We start from the raw sequence: 17,673 nt of genomic DNA on the forward strand, positions 1-17,673 counted from the left end.
AAGAATAGCCGGAGACTTTCGCGGACGCTAGGGTCATCGCATGAGCATGAATGAAAAAAAGATCGCGCGGCTTGATGATGTGGCCCGGCTTGCCGGTGTCTCCACCGCCACCGTCTCACGGTATATCAACGCGCCCGATGTGGTGGCGGAGGCAACGGCGGAGCGTATCCGGCAGGCGATTGACCGTACCGGCTATATTCCGAACCTGCTGGCCGGTGGGCTGGCATCGCGCCGCAGCCGGCTTGTCGCCTTGCTGGTGCCGGACATTACCCATTCGATTTACAATCTCACCATCGAGGCGATGTCCGACGCCCTGTCCGATGATGGTTATGTCGTCATGCTGGGCCTGACGGGTGCGGACGATGCCCGCGCGCCGGCCCTGATTGAGGCGGCGCTGGCCCGGCGTGCCGATGGCATCATCCTGACGGGCAGCGTGGCCGATCCGCGATTGCGGGCCCGGCTTGAACGGGACGACGCAACGGTGATCGAAACCTGGAACCTGCCGGACCGTTCCATCGACGCGGCGGTGGGCTTCTCCCACACGGAGGTCGGTGAGGCCGTGGCCAGGTTCGTGCGGCAGCGTGGATACCGCCGCCCCTTCCTGCTGACAGCCGACAGCCCCCGTGCCACGGCCCGGCGCAACGGCTTTGTTGCCGACTGGCTGGCGCAAACGGGGACAGCGCCGGGGGAAACCGTGCTGCCCAGCCCGACACGTTTCGGCATGGGCCGCACAGCCTTTGCACAGCTCCGTGCCGCCACTCCGATGCCGGACGTGGTCATTTGCAGCTCTGACTGGCTGGCCCACGGGCTGATCGCGCAGGCAGAGGCGGCGGGGCTTCGGGTGCCCGACGATCTGGCTGTCATCGGCTTTGGAAACCTGCCCTTCGCGGCGGAGATGCAGCCGGCCTTGACCACGGTCAGGATTGATGGCGCCCGGATCGGTCGGGAGGCGGTGGCGATCCTGCGCCGCCGCGCAACGGGTGCGGCCCGCAAGCCGGACGATGCCGTGCGGGTCGATGTCGGTTTCGAAATCGTCGTCGGGGCCAGCGCCTGATCCGAATGGCGCCTACACGATCTTGAAAACCCGGATGATGACGGCGTCGGTCCGTCCCGGAGCGGGGGCCAGGGTGCCTGTGAAGATGGCTTCGTTCAGCCATTGGTGGGGGCCGTTCGGGGCCTCGAACCAGGGGGTCGTGTGGGCATAATCCTTGCCGGCCACGCCCTTGTTGACGATGTGGATGATGGCCCCATCGTCTGTCTGCAACCAGTAGCTGGCCTCCACTACCGTGAACCCGTCCGGACGCTGCAACTGCCAATCCTCGCCCGATGGCAGGATGGTTCCCCGGATGCGCGGCCCGGCAAAGGTGCCGCCCGTGATGGGGATGCGGACACGCCGGCCATACGGGCTATCGCCAACCTCCTGAACCGGCCCCAGTGTCACCAGTGACTCATAGACAAATTCGGTCTTCGGCAGGTCGGCTGGCCCGGGCCTTGTTTCCGCCTGTGCCACACCCGCAACGGCCAGGGCCGGTAGGGCGGCCAGCAGGGAACGGCGATCATGGTGCATATTCGTCCCTATCTTCATCGTGTCGTGGAAAAAGAAGCCCCGCCATGCCGGTTGTCCGGATGGCGGGGCCAAGGGAGAGATCAGAAGCTGGCCCCGACCCGCACGCCCATCGTGCGACCGGGATTATAGGTGGCGGTGGTCGAACTCCAGACAACGCCGACGGAGCTGGCCACGCGCTCATCCTCCAGATTGTTCACGAAGGCGTTGATGTAGAAGCGCTGATCCGGGCTGTCCCAGCGCAGATTGACATCCGTCTTGGTATAGCCGTCGCTGATGCCCTGGATATAGTTGGCGCTGTCGGCATAGGTCTTGGACTGCACATAGAAATCGATGGCGGGGGTCAGGGTGCTGCCGCCGGCCAGATCGAAAATATGTTCATAGCCCACCCGCGCGCTCCACCGCGGGGCATTGGCCAGCCGGTTGCCAGAGAAATCCGCCACGGCGCTGGGGATCGTGGCATATCCCAGGATCGGAGCGAAGATATTGTACATGACGTCGGCGCTGTTCATGTTGTCCGACGCGTTGGCGAAGGAAGTGTAATTGCCATCCAGGAAGGAAACATAGGCCGACAGCCGGTCATTGCGGGTCGGTCGGAACAGCGTCTCCAGTTCCACCCCCTTGATCTTGGCCTTGGCGGCATTGGTGGTGACGGCTGTCGGCCCGCTGGCCGTACCGATGATGCTGGAGACCTGCAGGTCCTTGTAATCCATGTTGAACAGGGTGGCCGACACAAACAGCTTGCGGTCCAGCAGGTTGCCTCGCAGCCCCGCCTCGTAGTTTGTCACCGTTTCCGGCTTGTAGCCCGTATAGGGGGCGGGGTTGGTGCTGGCTTGCAGGCCACCGGCGCGATAGCCGCTGCTGACCGTGGCATAGCCCATCACCTCCTCGGTGATGTCATAGTCCAGGCCGGCCTTCCAGCTGATCTTGCTGAACTCTTCCGACGCGCGGTTGCGGTCGTCGGAATAGCCGAGGCCGCCGGCGGGGCAGGTGGCGTTATTGATGTTCTGGCGTGTGACGGTGCCACCGAAGCAGACCAGTTCCTCCTGCCCACCATGGACCGTGTCCCAGGTGGAGCGGATGCCCGCAAGCAGCCGGAACCGGTCGGTCAACCGCAATGTCCCCTGGGCGAAGATGGCCATCGATTCACTGCCCCAGTCGCTGTAGGTGTTCACGACATCGACGGCGTTGATGGTGGAGATCTGCTTGCCGGTGCCCGCGAACAGGGGGCCAAAGGCGTTGAAGACGCTGCCGAACGGGGCAGGTGCCGTATTGCCCGCGTGCAGCAGGCGCTGTCCCGACGGCTTGTCATCCCAATAATAATAGGCGCCACCGACCAGCGAGAGCTTATCGCTCTCATAGTTGATGTCGATCTCGTGCGAGCTGGATTCCTGGCGGAGGTCCAGATACTCCATGGAGAAGACGCCGGTGCTGGCTTCCAGGCCGTCATTCTTCAGGACGGAGAAACCGCCGATATAGGTGGCCGTGACGGCGTCCGACATTTCCCAGGTCAGGCGTGTGCGGGCGGCGTAGTCCTGAATATCCTTGCGGTTCTCCTTGACGTTCCAGATGCCGGGATTGGGCTCGTGGGTCTTGATGATCTCCACGGGGCCAAAGCTGCCTGTCCGCAGGTTGGCATTGGGGTAGTAGTTATAGCTGGACAGGAACAGGAAGGGGGTCGTCCCCTCATCCTCGCCATAGTTCAGCGACAGGCGCCAGGTGACGGTATCGCTGAGGTTCCACAGCGATGTGAGGCGCAGCGCCGTCTGGTCCGTCTTGTCGAACCGTTCCGGTGCCGCCAGCCTGGCATAGCGCCCGTCATTGACGCGGCGAAAGCCGGAAACGCGGATGGCCAGATCATCATTGACGGGCAGATCGGCGTTCAGCCGGACCTGCAGGTCCTGATGCGTGCCATATTGCACGTCACCCGCGACGGCCATGTCGCGTCCCGGATCGACCGTGTTGATATTGACCACGCCGGCGGTCGCGTTGCGGCCATGGACGGTGCCCTGCGGACCGCGCAGCACCTCGATGGCGGCGATATCGAACATGCCCAGCGTCAGGGTGGTGGGGAAGGGGGCGTAAATGCCGTCGATCTGCGTCGCAACCGTGGAATAGCCACTGAAGCCGTTATTGCTGCCGATGCCACGCATGGAAAAGCCGTTCTGGCTGAACTGCAGGTTGGGCACCGTGGTGATCAGGTCATCGGCGGCGGTGATGTTCTGCCGGTCCAGCGCATCGGCACCCAGGACCGAAATGGCGATGGGCGCCTTGGCCAGGGTTTCCTTGACCTTCTGGGCCGTCACGATGATTTCGGCCAGCACATCGTCACCGGCTTCGGCTGCCATCGCCGCGGGTGCCACCAGTAGGGCGCTGGTGGACAGCAGCAAGGCGGCCCTGGCGGCATTCCATGATCGTTTCATGTTCCCTTCCCCTTTTCATTGTTTATGGCCTGTGGGCCCGTTGTTCTGCGCTCGGTGAAATCAAGGCCAGAAGCCCCCGTTCCCGCACCAGGGGGGGGCGGGTTGATACTGACGGGGTGCTTGCGTGGTGAGCTATTTCAACAGGATGGCGGCGGCAGCTTCGGCCATGGCGCGGTAGCCCGCGTCGGACGGGTGCAGTTTGTCGCCGCTGTCGAAAGCGGATTTGATCGTTTGCGGATTGGCTGGATCGCGCAGCGCGGCATCGAAATCGATGACGCTGTCAAACTCCCCGCTTTCGCGTATCCAGCGGTTCAGTTCCTGCCGCACCACCTCCTTCACGGGCGTGGCATAGCCGGGAAATGTCGAGCCCAGGAACGGCGTCAGGGTGGCGCCATGAATCTTCACGCCCCGCACCTTGGCCCGCGCAATCAGTTGCCGGTACCCGGCGATAAGATCGGCTGCCGTGACCTCCGGATGGGCGCCGGGGCCGCGCGGGTTGGGCAATCCGCTAAGCCCCAGATCGTTGATCCCTTCCAACAGCACGACATCCGTGACGCCCGGTACCGACAAGGCGTCCCGGTCGAACCGCGCCAAGGCCGCCTCTCCCACCTCGTTGCGCAGCACGCGGTTGCCGCCGATACCGGCATTGGCGACAGCCACCTGTGTCAGGCCGCGCTGGCGCAAAATCGTGGCGAACTGATCGGGCCATCCCCGCATCATCGGGTCCTGGGCACCGGCCCCATCGGTGATGGAATCTCCGAAGGTGACGATGGTGCGCGCATCCTTTGCCGACCGGACAAGGATCGCCGACACGATTTCCCGCCCTGTCACCACCTGCGCACCGTTCAGCGTGCCGGCGCCCGTCCGGTCGGCACCGGTCAGCACCTCTGCGACATGCAGGGGATCGGCCTGCGGCACGGCCACGCCATCGGGCAGATACAAGGTGACGTAAAGGATGGCCCCGGCCTTGACCGGCACGGTTACGGGGTCGCTCAACAGCGGTGTGCCCGCCGGCATGCGGACCGATGCGGCCCCGTCAAAGGCCAGCGGCTTCATCGACGCCGTGTCGATCCGCCCGGATCCATCGGCCAGCGCGATTGTGGCGGCGCCGATCCGCACATCCCGGCCCAGCGTCTCGGCAGACAGGCGGACGCGCACGGCGTCCCCTTCCGCGCTGACCCGCATCTTGTAGCGAACCGTACCCTGGATTTCCGCAGGCGGTCGCCAGAAATCAAAGGGCAGCTTCTCAACCGCCAGGGAGGGGCTGGACGCCCAGCTCTGCACCCAGTTTCCATCGGGTGCCGCCATGGCGGCCATGGCCGGCAGCAGCGCAAGCGCGGACGCGGCCAGCCATCGTTTGAGAATACGAGACTTCATGCTCTTTCACTCCCTGAAGCTGGAAGCTCTCATTGGCTTCCTTGGATTCCGTGCATCCATGCCGTGCATGGATCGGATAGGCTCTGCCGCTTTGCTGGTGGGGCCCCTGTGCCGGGCACTCCCAAACTACCCAGTTTCGTTCTTGGGCATGATCATAATCACGCATTACAAACGATTGCAAATGCATTTTTGGAAGAAGACTGCCGGATGGGGCCACCCTTCCTCAGCGAATGTCCAGCTCACTCCAGATTGCTAAAAACTGAAAAGCTCGCCCGCCCCCAAAATACATTTGCAATCGGTTGCAGGATGTGAATATGGTTGGAAACAACAACAATCATGAACAAGAACAGGATCGCTGATTCAGGGGGCGGTCATGGGTCAATATCGTAACAAAGTCAGCATCTTGTCGTAGGGTAGGTAACCTTGGCCGCTCATGGCCCAGCTCTGTTTGAAGCCTGGAACAAGGTGTTCTGAACCCCGGTTCGGTTCGCTGCGGATTTTCCGCTGCGGACAGGGGAAAGGGCTGCTCTGGCCGTCGATGTGGACGGTGGTACGCCGTTACCTGCCCGCAGGTTCATGAGGTTTCCACCGCAATTCCCGTCCCTGCGATCAAGCAGACGGGCGTTTTTAGCTCACAAATACAATCGTTTTCAATCAACGCCATGTACTGGCGCCAAAAACGGGGAATGGGAGGTTCCGATGAAAGCACGGATTCACATGGCGTGTCTGCTGGCCACCTGCGCCATGCCGGCGATGGCCTTTGCACAGACGACCGAAAGCGAGCCTTTGGCAGAGATCGTCGTAACGGCGGAACGGCGCAGCCAGGATATTCAGAAGACCCCGATCTCCATCGTCGTTCTGACTGGCGAGGATCTGAAGGAACGCGGCGTCACCGATATCAATACGCTGGCCGCGCAGACACCGTCCCTGTCCTACACGGACAATGGCAACACCAAATACTTCAATATCCGCGGCGTCGGTATTTCCGAATCCGCCCCGAACCAGACGGTCGGTGTTGCCGTTCATTGGGACGGCACCTATGTCGCCCGTGAATTTGTCTTCGGGGACTCATTCTTTGACATTGCCAGCGTCGAGGTGCTGCGCGGTCCACAGGGAACCTATACCGGCCAGAATGCCAGCGGCGGTGCGCTTTACGTCAACTCCGTCCGTCCGGACTTCGAAGGCACCAGCGGCTTTGCCGAGGCGACCATCGGCAATCTCGGGCGCCGGCAGCTTGGCTCTGGCGTCACCTTCCAGCTGTCGGACACGGTGGCCGCCCGCATATCGGGCCAGCTGGAACGCCGCGACTCTGCCTATACCAATCTGGGTCCCGCCGGAAAGAAGGGCCAGGTCTCGGCCTTGTCGCAGCCCGGCAACCTGTCGCGTTTTCTGGGCCGGGCGCAGGTGCGTTTCCGCCCCAGCGAGGATATCGACCTGCTGGTCATGCATCAGGTCAGCGACAATAACTCCGACGGTTTGCCGAACCAGCGTTTCGATGTGGGACCGCCGCCCAACCGCACCATCGCCTATGACGCGGAAACGCGCCTTGACGTCTCCTATCACCGCACCACGGCGATCCTGGATTACAAGGGTTTCGACGCTTTCGATGTGCGGGTTTCCGGGGCCTACCAGGAAACGAAGCAGAACCTGCGCAGTGACGACGACCTGACGACCGCCACCTTGTACCCCGCGCTGGCCGCCGGCAGCACCAGCATCCGGCTGCGTGATCATTACTACACCGGAGAGGTCAACCTGATCTCTCCCGATGACCAGAGCGTCCGCTGGACGGCGGGTGCCACCTTCCTGGACTATACCCAGCCGGGTGTTATTCAAACGGGTGGCGGTGCCTATATCTATGTGAATGCGCGGCGCAAGAATGAGGCGGTGTTCGGTGAGGCCGCCATGGACCTTATGGATGGCGTGGAACTGCGCCTGGGCGGGCGGTACAATTGGGACCATGCCGGTTTCACCAATGATGGCTATCTGGCCATTGGCGGCATGGATGGCTTCCGCGCCCTCAATTTCACCCCCGGTATCATCGATTTCAAGGAACCGACCGGTCGTGCCGTCCTGAACTGGGAAATCACCCCGGATCATTTCCTCTATGCCACGGTCAGCAAGGGGTACAAGCCGGGTGGCACCACACCGATGAGCCTGCGCTATGGCTCGGAAACCGTGCTGAACTATGAGGCGGGCTGGAAGGCGTCTTTCCTGGATGACCGCCTGACCACCTCGGTCAGCGTGTTCCATATGAATTATGACGGGTATCAGACGACCTACACGCCCGACGTCAACAATCCCACCAGCGCCATCACCCGCAATGTCGATGGCACCAAGATCAAGGGTGTCGAAGGGCAGTTCGCGCTGCGCCAGAATGGCTTCACCCTGGATGGCAATTTCTCGGTCCTGGATGCCACCTATGGGGACCTGACGATTGTGGAGCCGGCGGGCCTTTATGGCAATGGCCGGCCGACGGTCGCCACCACCGCAAATCTGAAGGGCCGGACCATTCCCTATGCGCCGAAATTCTCCGGCGGTTTGGGACTTTCCTATGATGCCGCGATGGATGGCGGCAGCCTGACGCCCAGCATCCGCGTCAGCCATGTGGGCGCGCAATGGGTAACGTTCTTCCAGGCCCCCTATCAGCGGATACCGGAACGGACGCTGGTGAATGCCCGCATCGCCTATCAGTCCGACGAGGGGTGGAGCCTGGCCGCCTATGCCAACAACCTGCTTGATGATGATTACATTTCCAACGTCTTCCAGACGAACAACGGCGTCGGCGGCTACACGCTGGGCAATCCCGCCGAATATGGCGTGACCTTAAACTATCGGTTTTGAACGACCTGACACGGGGCGGGCGCCAAGACAGCGCCCGCCCCATAACAATGACGATCCGGGAGGATGGACATGAAGCGCGCTGTAGCAGCCCTGCTGGCCCTGGCCATCGGTGCAGGGACCCCGTTATGGGCATCGGCGGCGGGGCAGGGGACGGCGGATGCCGGTTCCCAGACGGCCCCATTGGAACGGCGGGTCTTGTTCCTGGGTGACCGGGAACTGGCGAACTGGCGAAAGGCGGACCCAGGCTTCTTCACGGCCCCCCTGTTCAGGAATTCGGGCGGTTTCGATCTTGGCGGACGCAAGCAGCCTGATCTGACCACGCTGATCGCCGGCCACCGCCCGCATGTCATCTATTTCCTGGCCGACCGCCTTTCCAATGCCGGGGATGCGGTGGACCGTGCCAAGGAACAGGTGACGTTGCTGCTGAAGACGGCGCGTGCCCAGGGCGCGGTCGTGATCCTGGCCCGCGCGGTTGCCTATGGCGGCACATCGGCGGCGGCGGATGATGCGCTGGCGGCCTGGATGCAGCAACTGGCGCAGGATGGTCAGGCGATCTACAGCGATCCCAACCGGATTGATTTCCATCCCGATCTGCGGCTGAAAAAGCCGGCGGATCTGGCCATGTCGACCAATGGCATCCGTGGCGCCTTGGACAGTGCCTTTCGCTTCACGCCCGGTATTCCCGCCGAACAACAGTTCGGGCGCTTGATGCAGGCTTTCGAAGCCACCCCCTATGATGAAGGAAGCGGGCCGTTCCGCGCCATTGCCGGTATCGATCCCGCCCTGCCGACCCACAGTTTCTACCGTCCCGCCAATCTGCCCTTGTTTGAAAAGCAGCGCCTTCCGGTTCTGATCTTCGGCAATGGTGGCTGCGCTGATGATGCCGCGAATGCCCGCCCGCTTCTGACGGAGATTGCATCGCATGGCTATCTCGTCATCACGCTGGGACAGCTCAAATCCGGTCCGGGGGGCCTTGCCGCCTATCCCGACCTGTTGAAACTCGACAATCCGCCCCCCGGTCGCGGCACCAGTGCCGCTGATATGAAGGCCGCGATCGACTGGGTGGAGAAGGTGGCGGCCAGCAAGGACGGTTGGGGACGCTATGTCGATGCCGGGCGGATCGCTGTTTCGGGCTGGTCCTGCGGTGGCTTGCAGGCACTGGCCAATTCCCCCGATCCACGGGTCAAGGCCACGATCATCTTCAATAGCGGCCTGTTCGGCGCCGACAGTCCCGGTATGCCGGGCATGGATGTCTCCAAATCGACCCTTGATCAGCTTCACGCCCCCGTTCTCTATCTGCTGGGCGGGCCGACGGACGTCGCCTATGGCAATGGTACCGACGATTTCAGTCGGATCAGCAAGGTGCCCGCCTATCTCCTGAGCCGGGAGGTCGGGCATAGCGGCACCTTCTGGCAGCCGCATGGCGGGGTGTGGGCGCAGGCCGCCCGGCTTTGGCTGGATTGGCGTTTGAAGGGCGATGCCAGGGCGGCGGCGGCCTTCGATGGCAAGGATTGCGGCCTGTGCGCCGATCCGTCCTGGACCATAAAGCGGCGGGGGCCGGCTGATGCGCGCTGATCTGCGTCATTGGGTCCTGGCTGCCGCCCTGTGCGGCGGTCTGGCTGCGGGTGGGAGTGCTGGCGCCGCACTGCCCCTGACCAGCAATGAGGCCAGAATTATTGAGGGAACCCTGGCCGGCGGTGCCCGCTGGCGGTCGGAGGTGCCGGCCAACTGGAACGGCACGCTGCTGCTCTGGAGCCATGGTTACTCCCCGCGCATCCTTCCGCCCGATGTTGCACCGGATCCCATCCGGGAAAAGCTGCTGGCGCGTGGCTATGCCCTGCTGGCATCCGATTTCGGGGCGGCCGGCTGGTCCATCGAACAGGCTGTGCCCAGCCAGCGGCAGGCCGTGATCGCCTTCACCGAACAGATCGGCAAGCCATCCCGCACCCTGGCCTGGGGCACGTCGATGGGGGGCCTGATCACCACGGCCCTGGCTGAACAGGACGATCCGGTGATCGATGCTGGTCTGGCCCTCTGCCCTTCCATCGGCGGCAGCATCGGCATGATGAACATGGCGCTCGACGGCGCCTTTGCCTTTCAGACATTGCTGGCCCCGCAGGCGGGGTTGGAACTGGTGCGTGTGACGGACGATTTCGCCAATTCCGCCCGTGCCCGTGCCGCCCTTGACGTGGCTATGCAGACGGCGCCGGGCCGCGCCCGTGTCGCCCTGGCGGGGATACTGGCCGGTCTTCCCGGCTGGACACGCCCCGACCATCCGCAACCACACCCGGACGACCTGGATGGTCAGGTCGCGGAAATGGCCGCCAGCTTCGTGATGGGTGTTTTCCTGCCACGGGTGGATCAGGAACGGCGCGCCGGCGGTGTCTTTTCCTGGAACGACAAGGTGGATTACCGCCAGCAGCTTGACCGGTCCGGGCGCGGTGCCATGGTCCGGGCGCTGTATCAGCGCGCGGGCCTGGATATCGAAGCTGACCTTGACCGGCTGGCATCCACGCCACGGATCACGGCGGACCCGAAGGCCGTCCAGTATATGATGCGGCACTATACCCCGACCGCGAAGCCTCGGGTTCCCCTGATCTCCTTGCAGGCGGTGGGCGATGGTCTGACCTCCCCATCCTTGCAGCGTTTCTATGTTGAGCAGGCGTCCGCCGCCCTGGCACAGGCGATCTGGCTGGATGCCGCCGGCCACTGTACCTTCAGCGACGATCAGGCGATGGCGGCGCTCGACCGGCTGGCAGGCCGGGTTGTGGAGGGGCGATGGCCCGATATTCCGGTACCGGGCGCCATCCAGGCCGCTATCGCCCCCATGCTGCGTCCCTGCCTGCAGGATGGGCGGTGCGAATGATCGGCCTGGGCAACCAAATCAGGACTTTTACGGAGATGCATCCATGATGCAGCAATGGCAGCCCGATTTCAGCGGGGTGGACAATGCCCGCATGGCCGCACCACTGATCGTTGAGGGCGATATCCGCCGCGTCTCACCGGACATCGATATCTGGGACGCCTGGCCGGTTCAGCATCCTGACGGCAGCGTCGTCGGCTTTGCCGGTGGTGACAGCCTGTGGATGGCCCTTGGCGCTCCCCGCTTTGATGATCCCGATGAACGCCATGGCCATGCCCGTATCCATCTTCTGCGGGAATGCCGCGGGCAATGGCAGGTCCTGGGGCCGGCCATGCCGGATGGTTTCTCCCCCGGCAGCCGGGAATGGTCCGGTTCGGCGGTGCTGTGGCCGGATGGACAGCGGTTGACGCTCTATTTCACGGCGGCGGGCCGGCGGGGGGAGGCGGAGACGACATTCGAACAGCGCCTCTTTTCCGCCGATGCCGATCTTTCGATGATGGGGGAGCAGGCCCGGCTGATCAATTGGCGCGACCTGCGGGAATTCGTGTTGCGCGACCCGGCGCATTACATGGCCAGTAATTCCGGATCGGGGCGGGTAAACACGATCAAGGCCTTCCGTGACCCGGCCTATTTCCGCGATCCGGCCACGGGTTTGCATCATGTGTTCTTTGCCGGCTCACAGGCGGGCGCTACCTCTGCCTTCAATGGTGTGGTGGGGCGGGCGGTGTCGGCGGACCTTGTCACCTGGACCCCATGTCCGCCCGTCATCACGGCGACCGGTGTGAACAATGAACTGGAGCGGCCCCATATCGTGCATCAGGACGGGGTCTATTACCTGTTCTGGTCGACGCAGCGCCATGTCTTCAATCCCGACGGACCGGTTGGCCCGACCGGTCTGTACGGCATGGCCGGTACCCGCATCGATGGTCCCTGGACCCCGTTGAATGGCAACGGGCTGGTCATGATGAACCCACCCGGCGCCCCCCGTCAGGCTTATAGCTGGCTGGTCATGCCGGGCCTTCAGGTCACCAGTTTCGTGGATGATTGGGGCCGTGGGGCCGACCAGGGCGGGGCGCGGCGGTTCGGTGCCACCTTCGCGCCGATGCTTCGCCTGCAACCGGACGGGTTCGACCGCCTGCATGTCTGCCGATAGGGGGCGCTGGGCATCACCTGCTGCTCATGCGGTGCGGGGACCGCGATGGTGATGAACCGTTACCAGTTTGGGGGCAAGATACGGGGCCAGCCCCTCCATGCCGCCTTCACGTCCGAAACCGCTGTCCCGCACGCCGCCAAACGGCGTTTCGGGCAGCGCGATGGGGGCGGCATTGATGGACAGCATGCCGCAATCGACCCGGTCCGCGAAATAGGCCTGGCGCCGCGCATCGTCGGTGAACAGATAGGTGGCCAGACCGAAGGGCAGGGCATTGGCAATTTCCAGCGCGTCCTCGTCACTGTCGAAGCGCTGCAGGGTAGCGACGGGACCGAACGGTTCTTCGCGCAGGATGGCCGCCTCGGCGGGCACATCGGCAAGGAAGGTGGCGGGATACCGGCACCGTTCCGGTGGGCCGCCCCCCAGCAGCAGCCGTGCCCCCCTGTCCACCGCCTCATCAACCAGGGCCGATACTGCCGCCGCCCGGCGTGGATTGATCAGCGGCGGCAGGTTCAGCGCCGCCGCCCCGTCCAGCAGGGCAGCGACAAAGGCGTCATACAGGCTGTGATGGATCAGGAACCGCGTGGGCGCGATACAGGCCTGCCCGGCATTGCGGAACTTCATGGGCAGCAGCGCCCTGGCAGCGGCCACCGGGTCTGCGTCCGCCGCCACGATGACCGCCGCATGCCCGCCCAGTTCCATGGTGCAGGGCTTCATGGCGGCCCCCGCCAGGGCCGCAATATGTTTGCCCACCGGCACCGATCCCGTGAAGGAAACCTTCCGCACCACCGGATCGGCGATCAGGGTGCGGGAGATACTGGCCGGGTCACCCAGGACAAGCGACAGCACCTCGCCCGGCAACCCCGCCTCGATCAGCAGGTCGGCCAGAACCACACAGGCGCCCGGCGCTTCCTCCGACGGCTTCAGAATGATGGAACAACCGGCGGCCAGGGCCGGGGCGATCTTGCGGACGGCCTGCGACAAGGGAAAGTTCCAGGGGGTGAAGGCGGCGACCGGGCCGACCGGCACCTGCCGTACCTCCAGATGCTGATCGGGGTGACGGCCCGGTATCACGCGCCCATAGGTACGCCGCCCTTCCTCCGCGAACCAATCGATCACATCGGCACAGGCGGCAATTTCCGTCCGCGCCTCGGACAGGGGCTTGCCCTGTTCTGTCATGATCAGGGCTGCGATTTCCTCTGTCCGGGTGCGCAACCCGTCCGCCGCCCGGCGCAGGATGCGGCTGCGATCCAGAGGGGAAATCTGCGACCATTGGGCAAATCCCCGCGCGGCGGCGGCTGTGGCATCCGCCAGATCCTGTGTGCCGGCATGTTTGATGCGCCCGACGACTTCACCGTTTGCCGGTGACAGGACATCTGTCTCTCCGGGGCCGGTACCATCGCGCCAGACGCCGCCGATGAACTGCTGATACTGACGCATTACATCCTCCCCAGATTGCGGGCGGCCCAGTTGAGCGAGGATTCCAGACGATCCAGCAGCAAGGTCAGGTCATGTTCGCCGATGATCAGGGGCGGGGCGATGGCGATGCTGTCATTGGACAGGACCCGCAGGATGACGCCATTTTCCTGCAAGTGTGCGGCCACACCCTTGGCCACACCCTGGGCCGGATCAAAGAAGCGGCGGGCGAATTTGTCATCCACCAGCTGCACCGCCGCGACCAGACCATCGCCCCGCACCTCCCCCACCAGCGGGTGATCTGCCAAGGCGGCCAGACGGTCATGCAGGACGCGGCCCATGCGCCGGACATGGGAAAGAATGTCGCGTTCCTGATAGATATCCAGCACCTCCATCGCGACCGCGGCCCCCACCGGATGGCCGGCATAGGTATAGCCATGGCCGAAGGTGCCGCGCCGGCCGCTTTCCGCCGCGATCACGTCGAACACGTGGTCGGTCATCAGGATCGCAGACAGGGGGAAGGCGGCGGATGTGATCTGCTTACCTAGCGTCATGATGTCCGGCGTGACGCCAAAATACGTCGATCCGAACATGGTACCAAGCCGACCAAACCCACAGATCACCTCATCCGCGATCAGCAGGATATCGTATTTGTGCAGGACCGCCTGGATCTTGGGGAAATAGGTTTCGGGCGGGAACAGCACGCCGCCCACGCCCATCATGGGTTCGGCGATCATGGCGGCGATGGTGTCCGGCCCTTCCGCCAGGATCAACCGTTCCAGGCTGTCGGCCAACCGGGTGGCGTAATCCGTCTCGCTCTCCCCCGGTTCGGCAAAGCGCCAGAAATGTGGGCAGTCGGTATGGATGAAGCGGTCGATGGGCAGATCAAAACCGCCATTGATGGCCGCCAGCTGGGTCATGCTGCCGCTGGCCACGGTAACGCCGTGATAGGCCTGACGCCGGGCGATGATCTTCTTCTTAGCCGGCTGGCCCAGGGCGTTGTGATAGTACCAGGCCAGTTTCACGGCGGTGTCGTTCGCCTCTGACCCCGACGTGGCGAACATCACCCGGTTCAGGTCGCCCGGCGCCATTTCCGCCAGCCGTTCGGCCAGCGCCACCGGTACATCGGCACTTTTGGCCGCGAAGTTGTGATAATAGGACAGGCGCCGCATCTGCCGGGCCGCCGCATCGGCCAGACGCGGTTCGTTGAAGCCCAGGCCCGCGCACCACAGGGCGGCCACCCCTTCGATATAGGAGCGCCCCTGCGCATCCTTCACACGCACGCCGTCGCCTTCCACCATCAGCATCGATCCGGTCTGCCGGTGCTTTTCCAGATCGGTGTTGGAATGGACATAATGGTCAAGGGCGGCCTGGGACAGGGCCTGCGGATTGGGAAACATGCTACACCTCGGATCGTGCGATCTTTGTTATGATAAAGTACATTCATGGTCGCGCCGACAGCCCGGTACGGCCAGGGATCAGGGGGCGGCGCAGCGCACGCGGTGCCCGCCTTGCAGAAGGGTCAGGACACCACCCTGTTCCACCGGCGTCAGGCCGGGCAGGGGAACGGGGTCGGGAAGCGGGCGATGGCCGGCACGGAACCCGTCACCATCGGGCAGGATTTCCGGCACAGCCGCCATCAGGCGTCGGGTATAGGGATGGGTGGGGCGGTCGAACAGGTCGTCGCGTGCCCCTTCCTCCACCACATGCCCGCGATAAAGCACCATGACCCGGTCGGCCACCTGTTCCACCACCCCCAGATGGTGGGAGATGAACAGGTAGGAAAAGCCGTGGCGGCGCTGCAAATCCTTCAGCAGCGCCAGGACCTGGGCCTGCACCGTGACATCCAGGGCGGAGACCGGTTCATCGGCCACGATCAGATCGGGCTTCATGATGATGGCCCGTGCGATGGCCACACGCTGACGCTGCCCGCCCGACAATTCATGGGGGAAACGGTCGGCGAAACCATCGCCCAGCCCGACATCGGACAGGGCGGCGGCCACACGGGTCGCCCGTTCCGCCGCCGTGACGCCGGTCAGCCCTTCCCCCACGATGCGGGCGATGCGCCAGCGCGGGTCGAGGGAGGAGAAGGGGTCCTGAAACACCATCTGCACCCGCCGGGCCAGGGCGCGGCGTTCAGGTGCCGACAGGGTGGCGATATCGCGCCCGTCCAGGGTGACATGCCCGCCCGCCACCGGCGCCAGACCCAGCAGGGCGCGGCCCAGCGTGGTCTTTCCCGACCCGCTTTCCCCGACCAGGGCCAGGGTTTCGCCGCGCGCCAGGGACAGGTCGATCCCGTGCAGCACAGGCCGGGCCGGCGGTCGTCGGAACAGGCCACGCCGGCGGGCGGGATAGGCAACACGCAGGTCCTTGATGGACAGAAGTGGCGGGGCGGCGACCGGTGGGGCAGGGTCCGCCCCTGCGCTGCGGGGCAGGCTGTGCAGCAGCTGGCGTGTGTAGGGATCGCTGGGGCGCAGCAGCACGGTATCCACCGGCCCCTGCGTCACCGGATCGCCATGGCGCATGACCAGCACCCGTTCACAGCAATCGGCCACCACCCCCAGATCATGGGTAATCAGCAGCAGGGCGGTGCCCAGATCGCGACAGGCGGCCAGGGTCAGGTCCAGCACCTGTTTTTGCACGATCACGTCCAGCGCCGTGGTCGGCTCATCGGCGATCAGCAGGGCCGGGCGCAGCAGCAGGGCCGATGCGATCATGATCCGTTGCCGCATGCCGCCAGAAAATTCATGCGGGTATTTGTCCAGGCAGGCGGCGGCATCCACCATGTGGAAGGCGTCCAGCATCTCCACCGACCGTCGCCGCACCTCTGCCGCCGACAGGCCTTCATGCAGGATCAGCCCTTCGCCCAACTGCCGCCCGATGGTCAGCGCCGGGTTCAGGGAGACCATGGGTTCTTGAAACACCATGCCGATGCGCCGGCCCCGCACATGGCGCAGGGCGGCGGGGGACAGGGCGGTCAGGTCCTGCCCATCAAACAGGATGCGCCCGGCCCGACGCTGCGCCCCCGGCGGCAGCAGGCCCAGGATGGCGCGGGCCAACAGGGTCTTGCCCGACCCGCTTTCCCCGACCACGCCCAGCCGTTCGCCAGGCGCGATGGCCAGGTCGATGCCCTTGACGGCCAGCCGGTCGCTGCCGGCAAAACCGATGCGCAGGTCCTCAATCGACAGAAGCGATGTGGTCATGGCGGCCCCCTTCACAACTTGTTCATGCGGGGGTCGAGCAGATCGCGCAGCGCGTCGCCCAACAGGTTGATGCCCAGCAGCGCCATGGAAATGGCCAGACCCGGAAAGATGCACAGCCAGGGGGCCGCCTGCACATGCTGCCGCCCCTCCGCCAGCATGCCGCCCCAGGTGGGGGCGGGCGGGGGCACACCGGCGCCCAGGAAGCTAAGCGCGCTTTCCGACAAAAGCGCATTGCCGAACATGGCGGTGGCCAGCACGGTCAGCGGCGTCAGGCAATTGGGGATGACATGGGTCAGCAGGGTGCGCAGGGGGCCATGGCCCAGCACACGGGCCGCATCGATGAATTCCCGTTCCTTCAGCGACAGGACGGACCCGCGCACCACCCGCACCACCGACGGCGTATAGGCCAGCCCCAGGGCCAGGACCACGCCGCCGGGCGACGGGCCGATGGCGGCCAGGATGCCGAGTGCCAGCAGGATGGCGGGAAAGGACATCAGCGCATCCATCAGCACCGTCACCCCATCATCCACCCGCCCACCCAGATAGCCAGCAATGGCGCCGATGGCGGTGCCCAGGGTGACGGAAAGGGCGACGGTGGCCATGCTGACCCCGGCACTGACCCAGGCGGCGACCAGCAGGCGGCTGAACACATCGCGGCCAAACCCGTCGGTGCCCAGCCAGTGCAGTGCCGATGGTGCCTGCAACCGCGCCCAGACATCGGGGCGCAGAGGGTCATAGGGTGTGGCCAGCAGGCCCCAGCCGGCGGCCAGCAGCATGAAGGAGAAGAAGATCAGCCCGAGGGCGGCGTTGGGCCGCGACAGGAACCGGGTCATGGC

Annotated in this window: 12 protein-coding genes; 5 read left to right on the forward strand and 7 right to left on the reverse strand. The window is 64.5% G+C overall.

Features of this window, described 5'->3' with window-relative positions; genetic code table 11:
* Positions 1 to 40 precede the first annotated feature (40 nt).
* Entirely contained in the window at positions 41 to 1,054 is a 1,014-nt protein-coding gene (locus tag ACODSP_RS11305; RefSeq protein WP_488965697.1) for a LacI family DNA-binding transcriptional regulator, read from the forward strand.
* Positions 1,055 to 1,066: 12 nt separating this feature from the next.
* Here ACODSP_RS11305 and ACODSP_RS11310 read toward each other — a convergent pair whose 3' ends face one another.
* The 3 genes from ACODSP_RS11310 to ACODSP_RS11320 all read right to left on the reverse strand — a co-directional run bounded on the left by ACODSP_RS11310 (position 1,067) and on the right by ACODSP_RS11320 (position 5,364).
* Positions 1,067 to 1,567 (reverse strand): DUF3237 family protein, encoded by a 501-nt coding sequence (locus ACODSP_RS11310; protein WP_488965698.1) that lies wholly within the window; start codon positions 1,565 to 1,567, stop codon positions 1,067 to 1,069.
* 80 nt (positions 1,568 to 1,647) lie between these two features.
* Positions 1,648 to 3,987 carry a TonB-dependent receptor gene (locus tag ACODSP_RS11315; protein ID WP_488965699.1) on the reverse strand — a complete coding sequence of 780 codons (2,340 nt, stop codon included), beginning with the start codon at positions 3,985 to 3,987 and terminating at the stop codon, positions 1,648 to 1,650.
* A 132-nt stretch (positions 3,988 to 4,119) separates the two neighbouring features.
* Complete coding sequence (locus tag ACODSP_RS11320) at positions 4,120 to 5,364, reverse strand: SGNH/GDSL hydrolase family protein (protein WP_488965700.1); 1,245 nt, start codon at positions 5,362 to 5,364, stop codon at positions 4,120 to 4,122.
* Positions 5,365 to 6,063: 699 nt separating this feature from the next.
* Between ACODSP_RS11320 and ACODSP_RS11325 the strand changes: the two genes are divergently transcribed.
* The 4 genes from ACODSP_RS11325 (at position 6,064) to ACODSP_RS11340 (ending at position 12,221) form a co-directional block, all read left to right on the forward strand.
* Complete coding sequence (locus tag ACODSP_RS11325; RefSeq protein WP_488965701.1) at positions 6,064 to 8,205, forward strand: TonB-dependent receptor; 2,142 nt, start codon at positions 6,064 to 6,066, stop codon at positions 8,203 to 8,205.
* Between the two features lie 69 nt (positions 8,206 to 8,274).
* Positions 8,275 to 9,780 carry an alpha/beta hydrolase gene (locus ACODSP_RS11330; RefSeq protein ID WP_488965702.1) on the forward strand — a complete coding sequence of 502 codons (1,506 nt, stop codon included), beginning with the start codon at positions 8,275 to 8,277 and terminating at the stop codon, positions 9,778 to 9,780.
* Entirely contained in the window at positions 9,770 to 11,071 is a 1,302-nt protein-coding gene (locus ACODSP_RS11335) for an alpha/beta hydrolase family protein (protein ID WP_488965703.1), read from the forward strand. Before ACODSP_RS11330 ends, ACODSP_RS11335 begins: the two co-directional genes overlap by 11 nt.
* Positions 11,072 to 11,114: 43 nt before the next feature.
* Positions 11,115 to 12,221: a glycoside hydrolase family 68 protein gene (locus ACODSP_RS11340; RefSeq protein WP_488965704.1), complete on the forward strand. Its 1,107-nt coding sequence runs from the start codon at positions 11,115 to 11,117 to the stop codon at positions 12,219 to 12,221.
* Positions 12,222 to 12,245: 24 nt separating this feature from the next.
* Here ACODSP_RS11340 and ACODSP_RS11345 read toward each other — a convergent pair whose 3' ends face one another.
* The 4 genes from ACODSP_RS11345 to ACODSP_RS11360 all read right to left on the reverse strand — a co-directional run bounded on the left by ACODSP_RS11345 (position 12,246) and on the right by ACODSP_RS11360 (position 17,670).
* Positions 12,246 to 13,658 carry an NAD-dependent succinate-semialdehyde dehydrogenase gene (locus ACODSP_RS11345; protein ID WP_488965705.1) on the reverse strand — a complete coding sequence of 471 codons (1,413 nt, stop codon included), beginning with the start codon at positions 13,656 to 13,658 and terminating at the stop codon, positions 12,246 to 12,248.
* On the reverse strand, positions 13,658 to 15,034 hold the full coding sequence (locus ACODSP_RS11350) for an aminotransferase (protein WP_488965706.1): 1,377 nt from the start codon (positions 15,032 to 15,034) through the stop codon (positions 13,658 to 13,660). Before ACODSP_RS11350 ends, ACODSP_RS11345 begins: the two co-directional genes overlap by 1 nt.
* A 78-nt stretch (positions 15,035 to 15,112) precedes the next feature.
* The gene (locus ACODSP_RS11355; RefSeq protein ID WP_488965707.1) at positions 15,113 to 16,837 is read right to left on the reverse strand and encodes an ABC transporter ATP-binding protein; all 1,725 of its coding nucleotides are present in this window, start codon (positions 16,835 to 16,837) and stop codon (positions 15,113 to 15,115) included.
* 11 nt (positions 16,838 to 16,848) lie between these two features.
* Positions 16,849 to 17,670: an ABC transporter permease gene (locus tag ACODSP_RS11360; RefSeq protein WP_488965708.1), complete on the reverse strand. Its 822-nt coding sequence runs from the start codon at positions 17,668 to 17,670 to the stop codon at positions 16,849 to 16,851.
* Positions 17,671 to 17,673: the final 3 nt, after the last annotated feature.

The sequence above is a fragment of the Niveispirillum sp. FG156 genome (genome assembly GCF_057809555.1).

Bases quoted from the DNA above. Each gene is read 5' to 3' on its own strand.
- ACODSP_RS11340 (WP_488965704.1), top strand. From the start codon at position 11,115: ATGATGCAGCAATGGCAGCCCGATTTCAGCGGGGTGGACAATGCCCGC.
- ACODSP_RS11320 (WP_488965700.1), bottom strand. From the start codon at position 5,364: ATGAAGTCTCGTATTCTCAAACGATGGCTGGCCGCGTCCGCGCTTGCG.
- ACODSP_RS11325 (WP_488965701.1), top strand. From the start codon at position 6,064: ATGAAAGCACGGATTCACATGGCGTGTCTGCTGGCCACCTGCGCCATG.
- ACODSP_RS11310 (WP_488965698.1), bottom strand. From the start codon at position 1,567: ATGCACCATGATCGCCGTTCCCTGCTGGCCGCCCTACCGGCCCTGGCC.
- ACODSP_RS11345 (WP_488965705.1), bottom strand. From the start codon at position 13,658: ATGCGTCAGTATCAGCAGTTCATCGGCGGCGTCTGGCGCGATGGTACC.
- ACODSP_RS11305 (WP_488965697.1), top strand. From the start codon at position 41: ATGAGCATGAATGAAAAAAAGATCGCGCGGCTTGATGATGTGGCCCGG.
- ACODSP_RS11330 (WP_488965702.1), top strand. From the start codon at position 8,275: ATGAAGCGCGCTGTAGCAGCCCTGCTGGCCCTGGCCATCGGTGCAGGG.
- ACODSP_RS11335 (WP_488965703.1), top strand. From the start codon at position 9,770: ATGCGCGCTGATCTGCGTCATTGGGTCCTGGCTGCCGCCCTGTGCGGC.
- ACODSP_RS11350 (WP_488965706.1), bottom strand. From the start codon at position 15,034: ATGTTTCCCAATCCGCAGGCCCTGTCCCAGGCCGCCCTTGACCATTAT.
- ACODSP_RS11355 (WP_488965707.1), bottom strand. From the start codon at position 16,837: ATGACCACATCGCTTCTGTCGATTGAGGACCTGCGCATCGGTTTTGCC.
- ACODSP_RS11315 (WP_488965699.1), bottom strand. From the start codon at position 3,987: ATGAAACGATCATGGAATGCCGCCAGGGCCGCCTTGCTGCTGTCCACC.
- ACODSP_RS11360 (WP_488965708.1), bottom strand. From the start codon at position 17,670: ATGACCCGGTTCCTGTCGCGGCCCAACGCCGCCCTCGGGCTGATCTTC.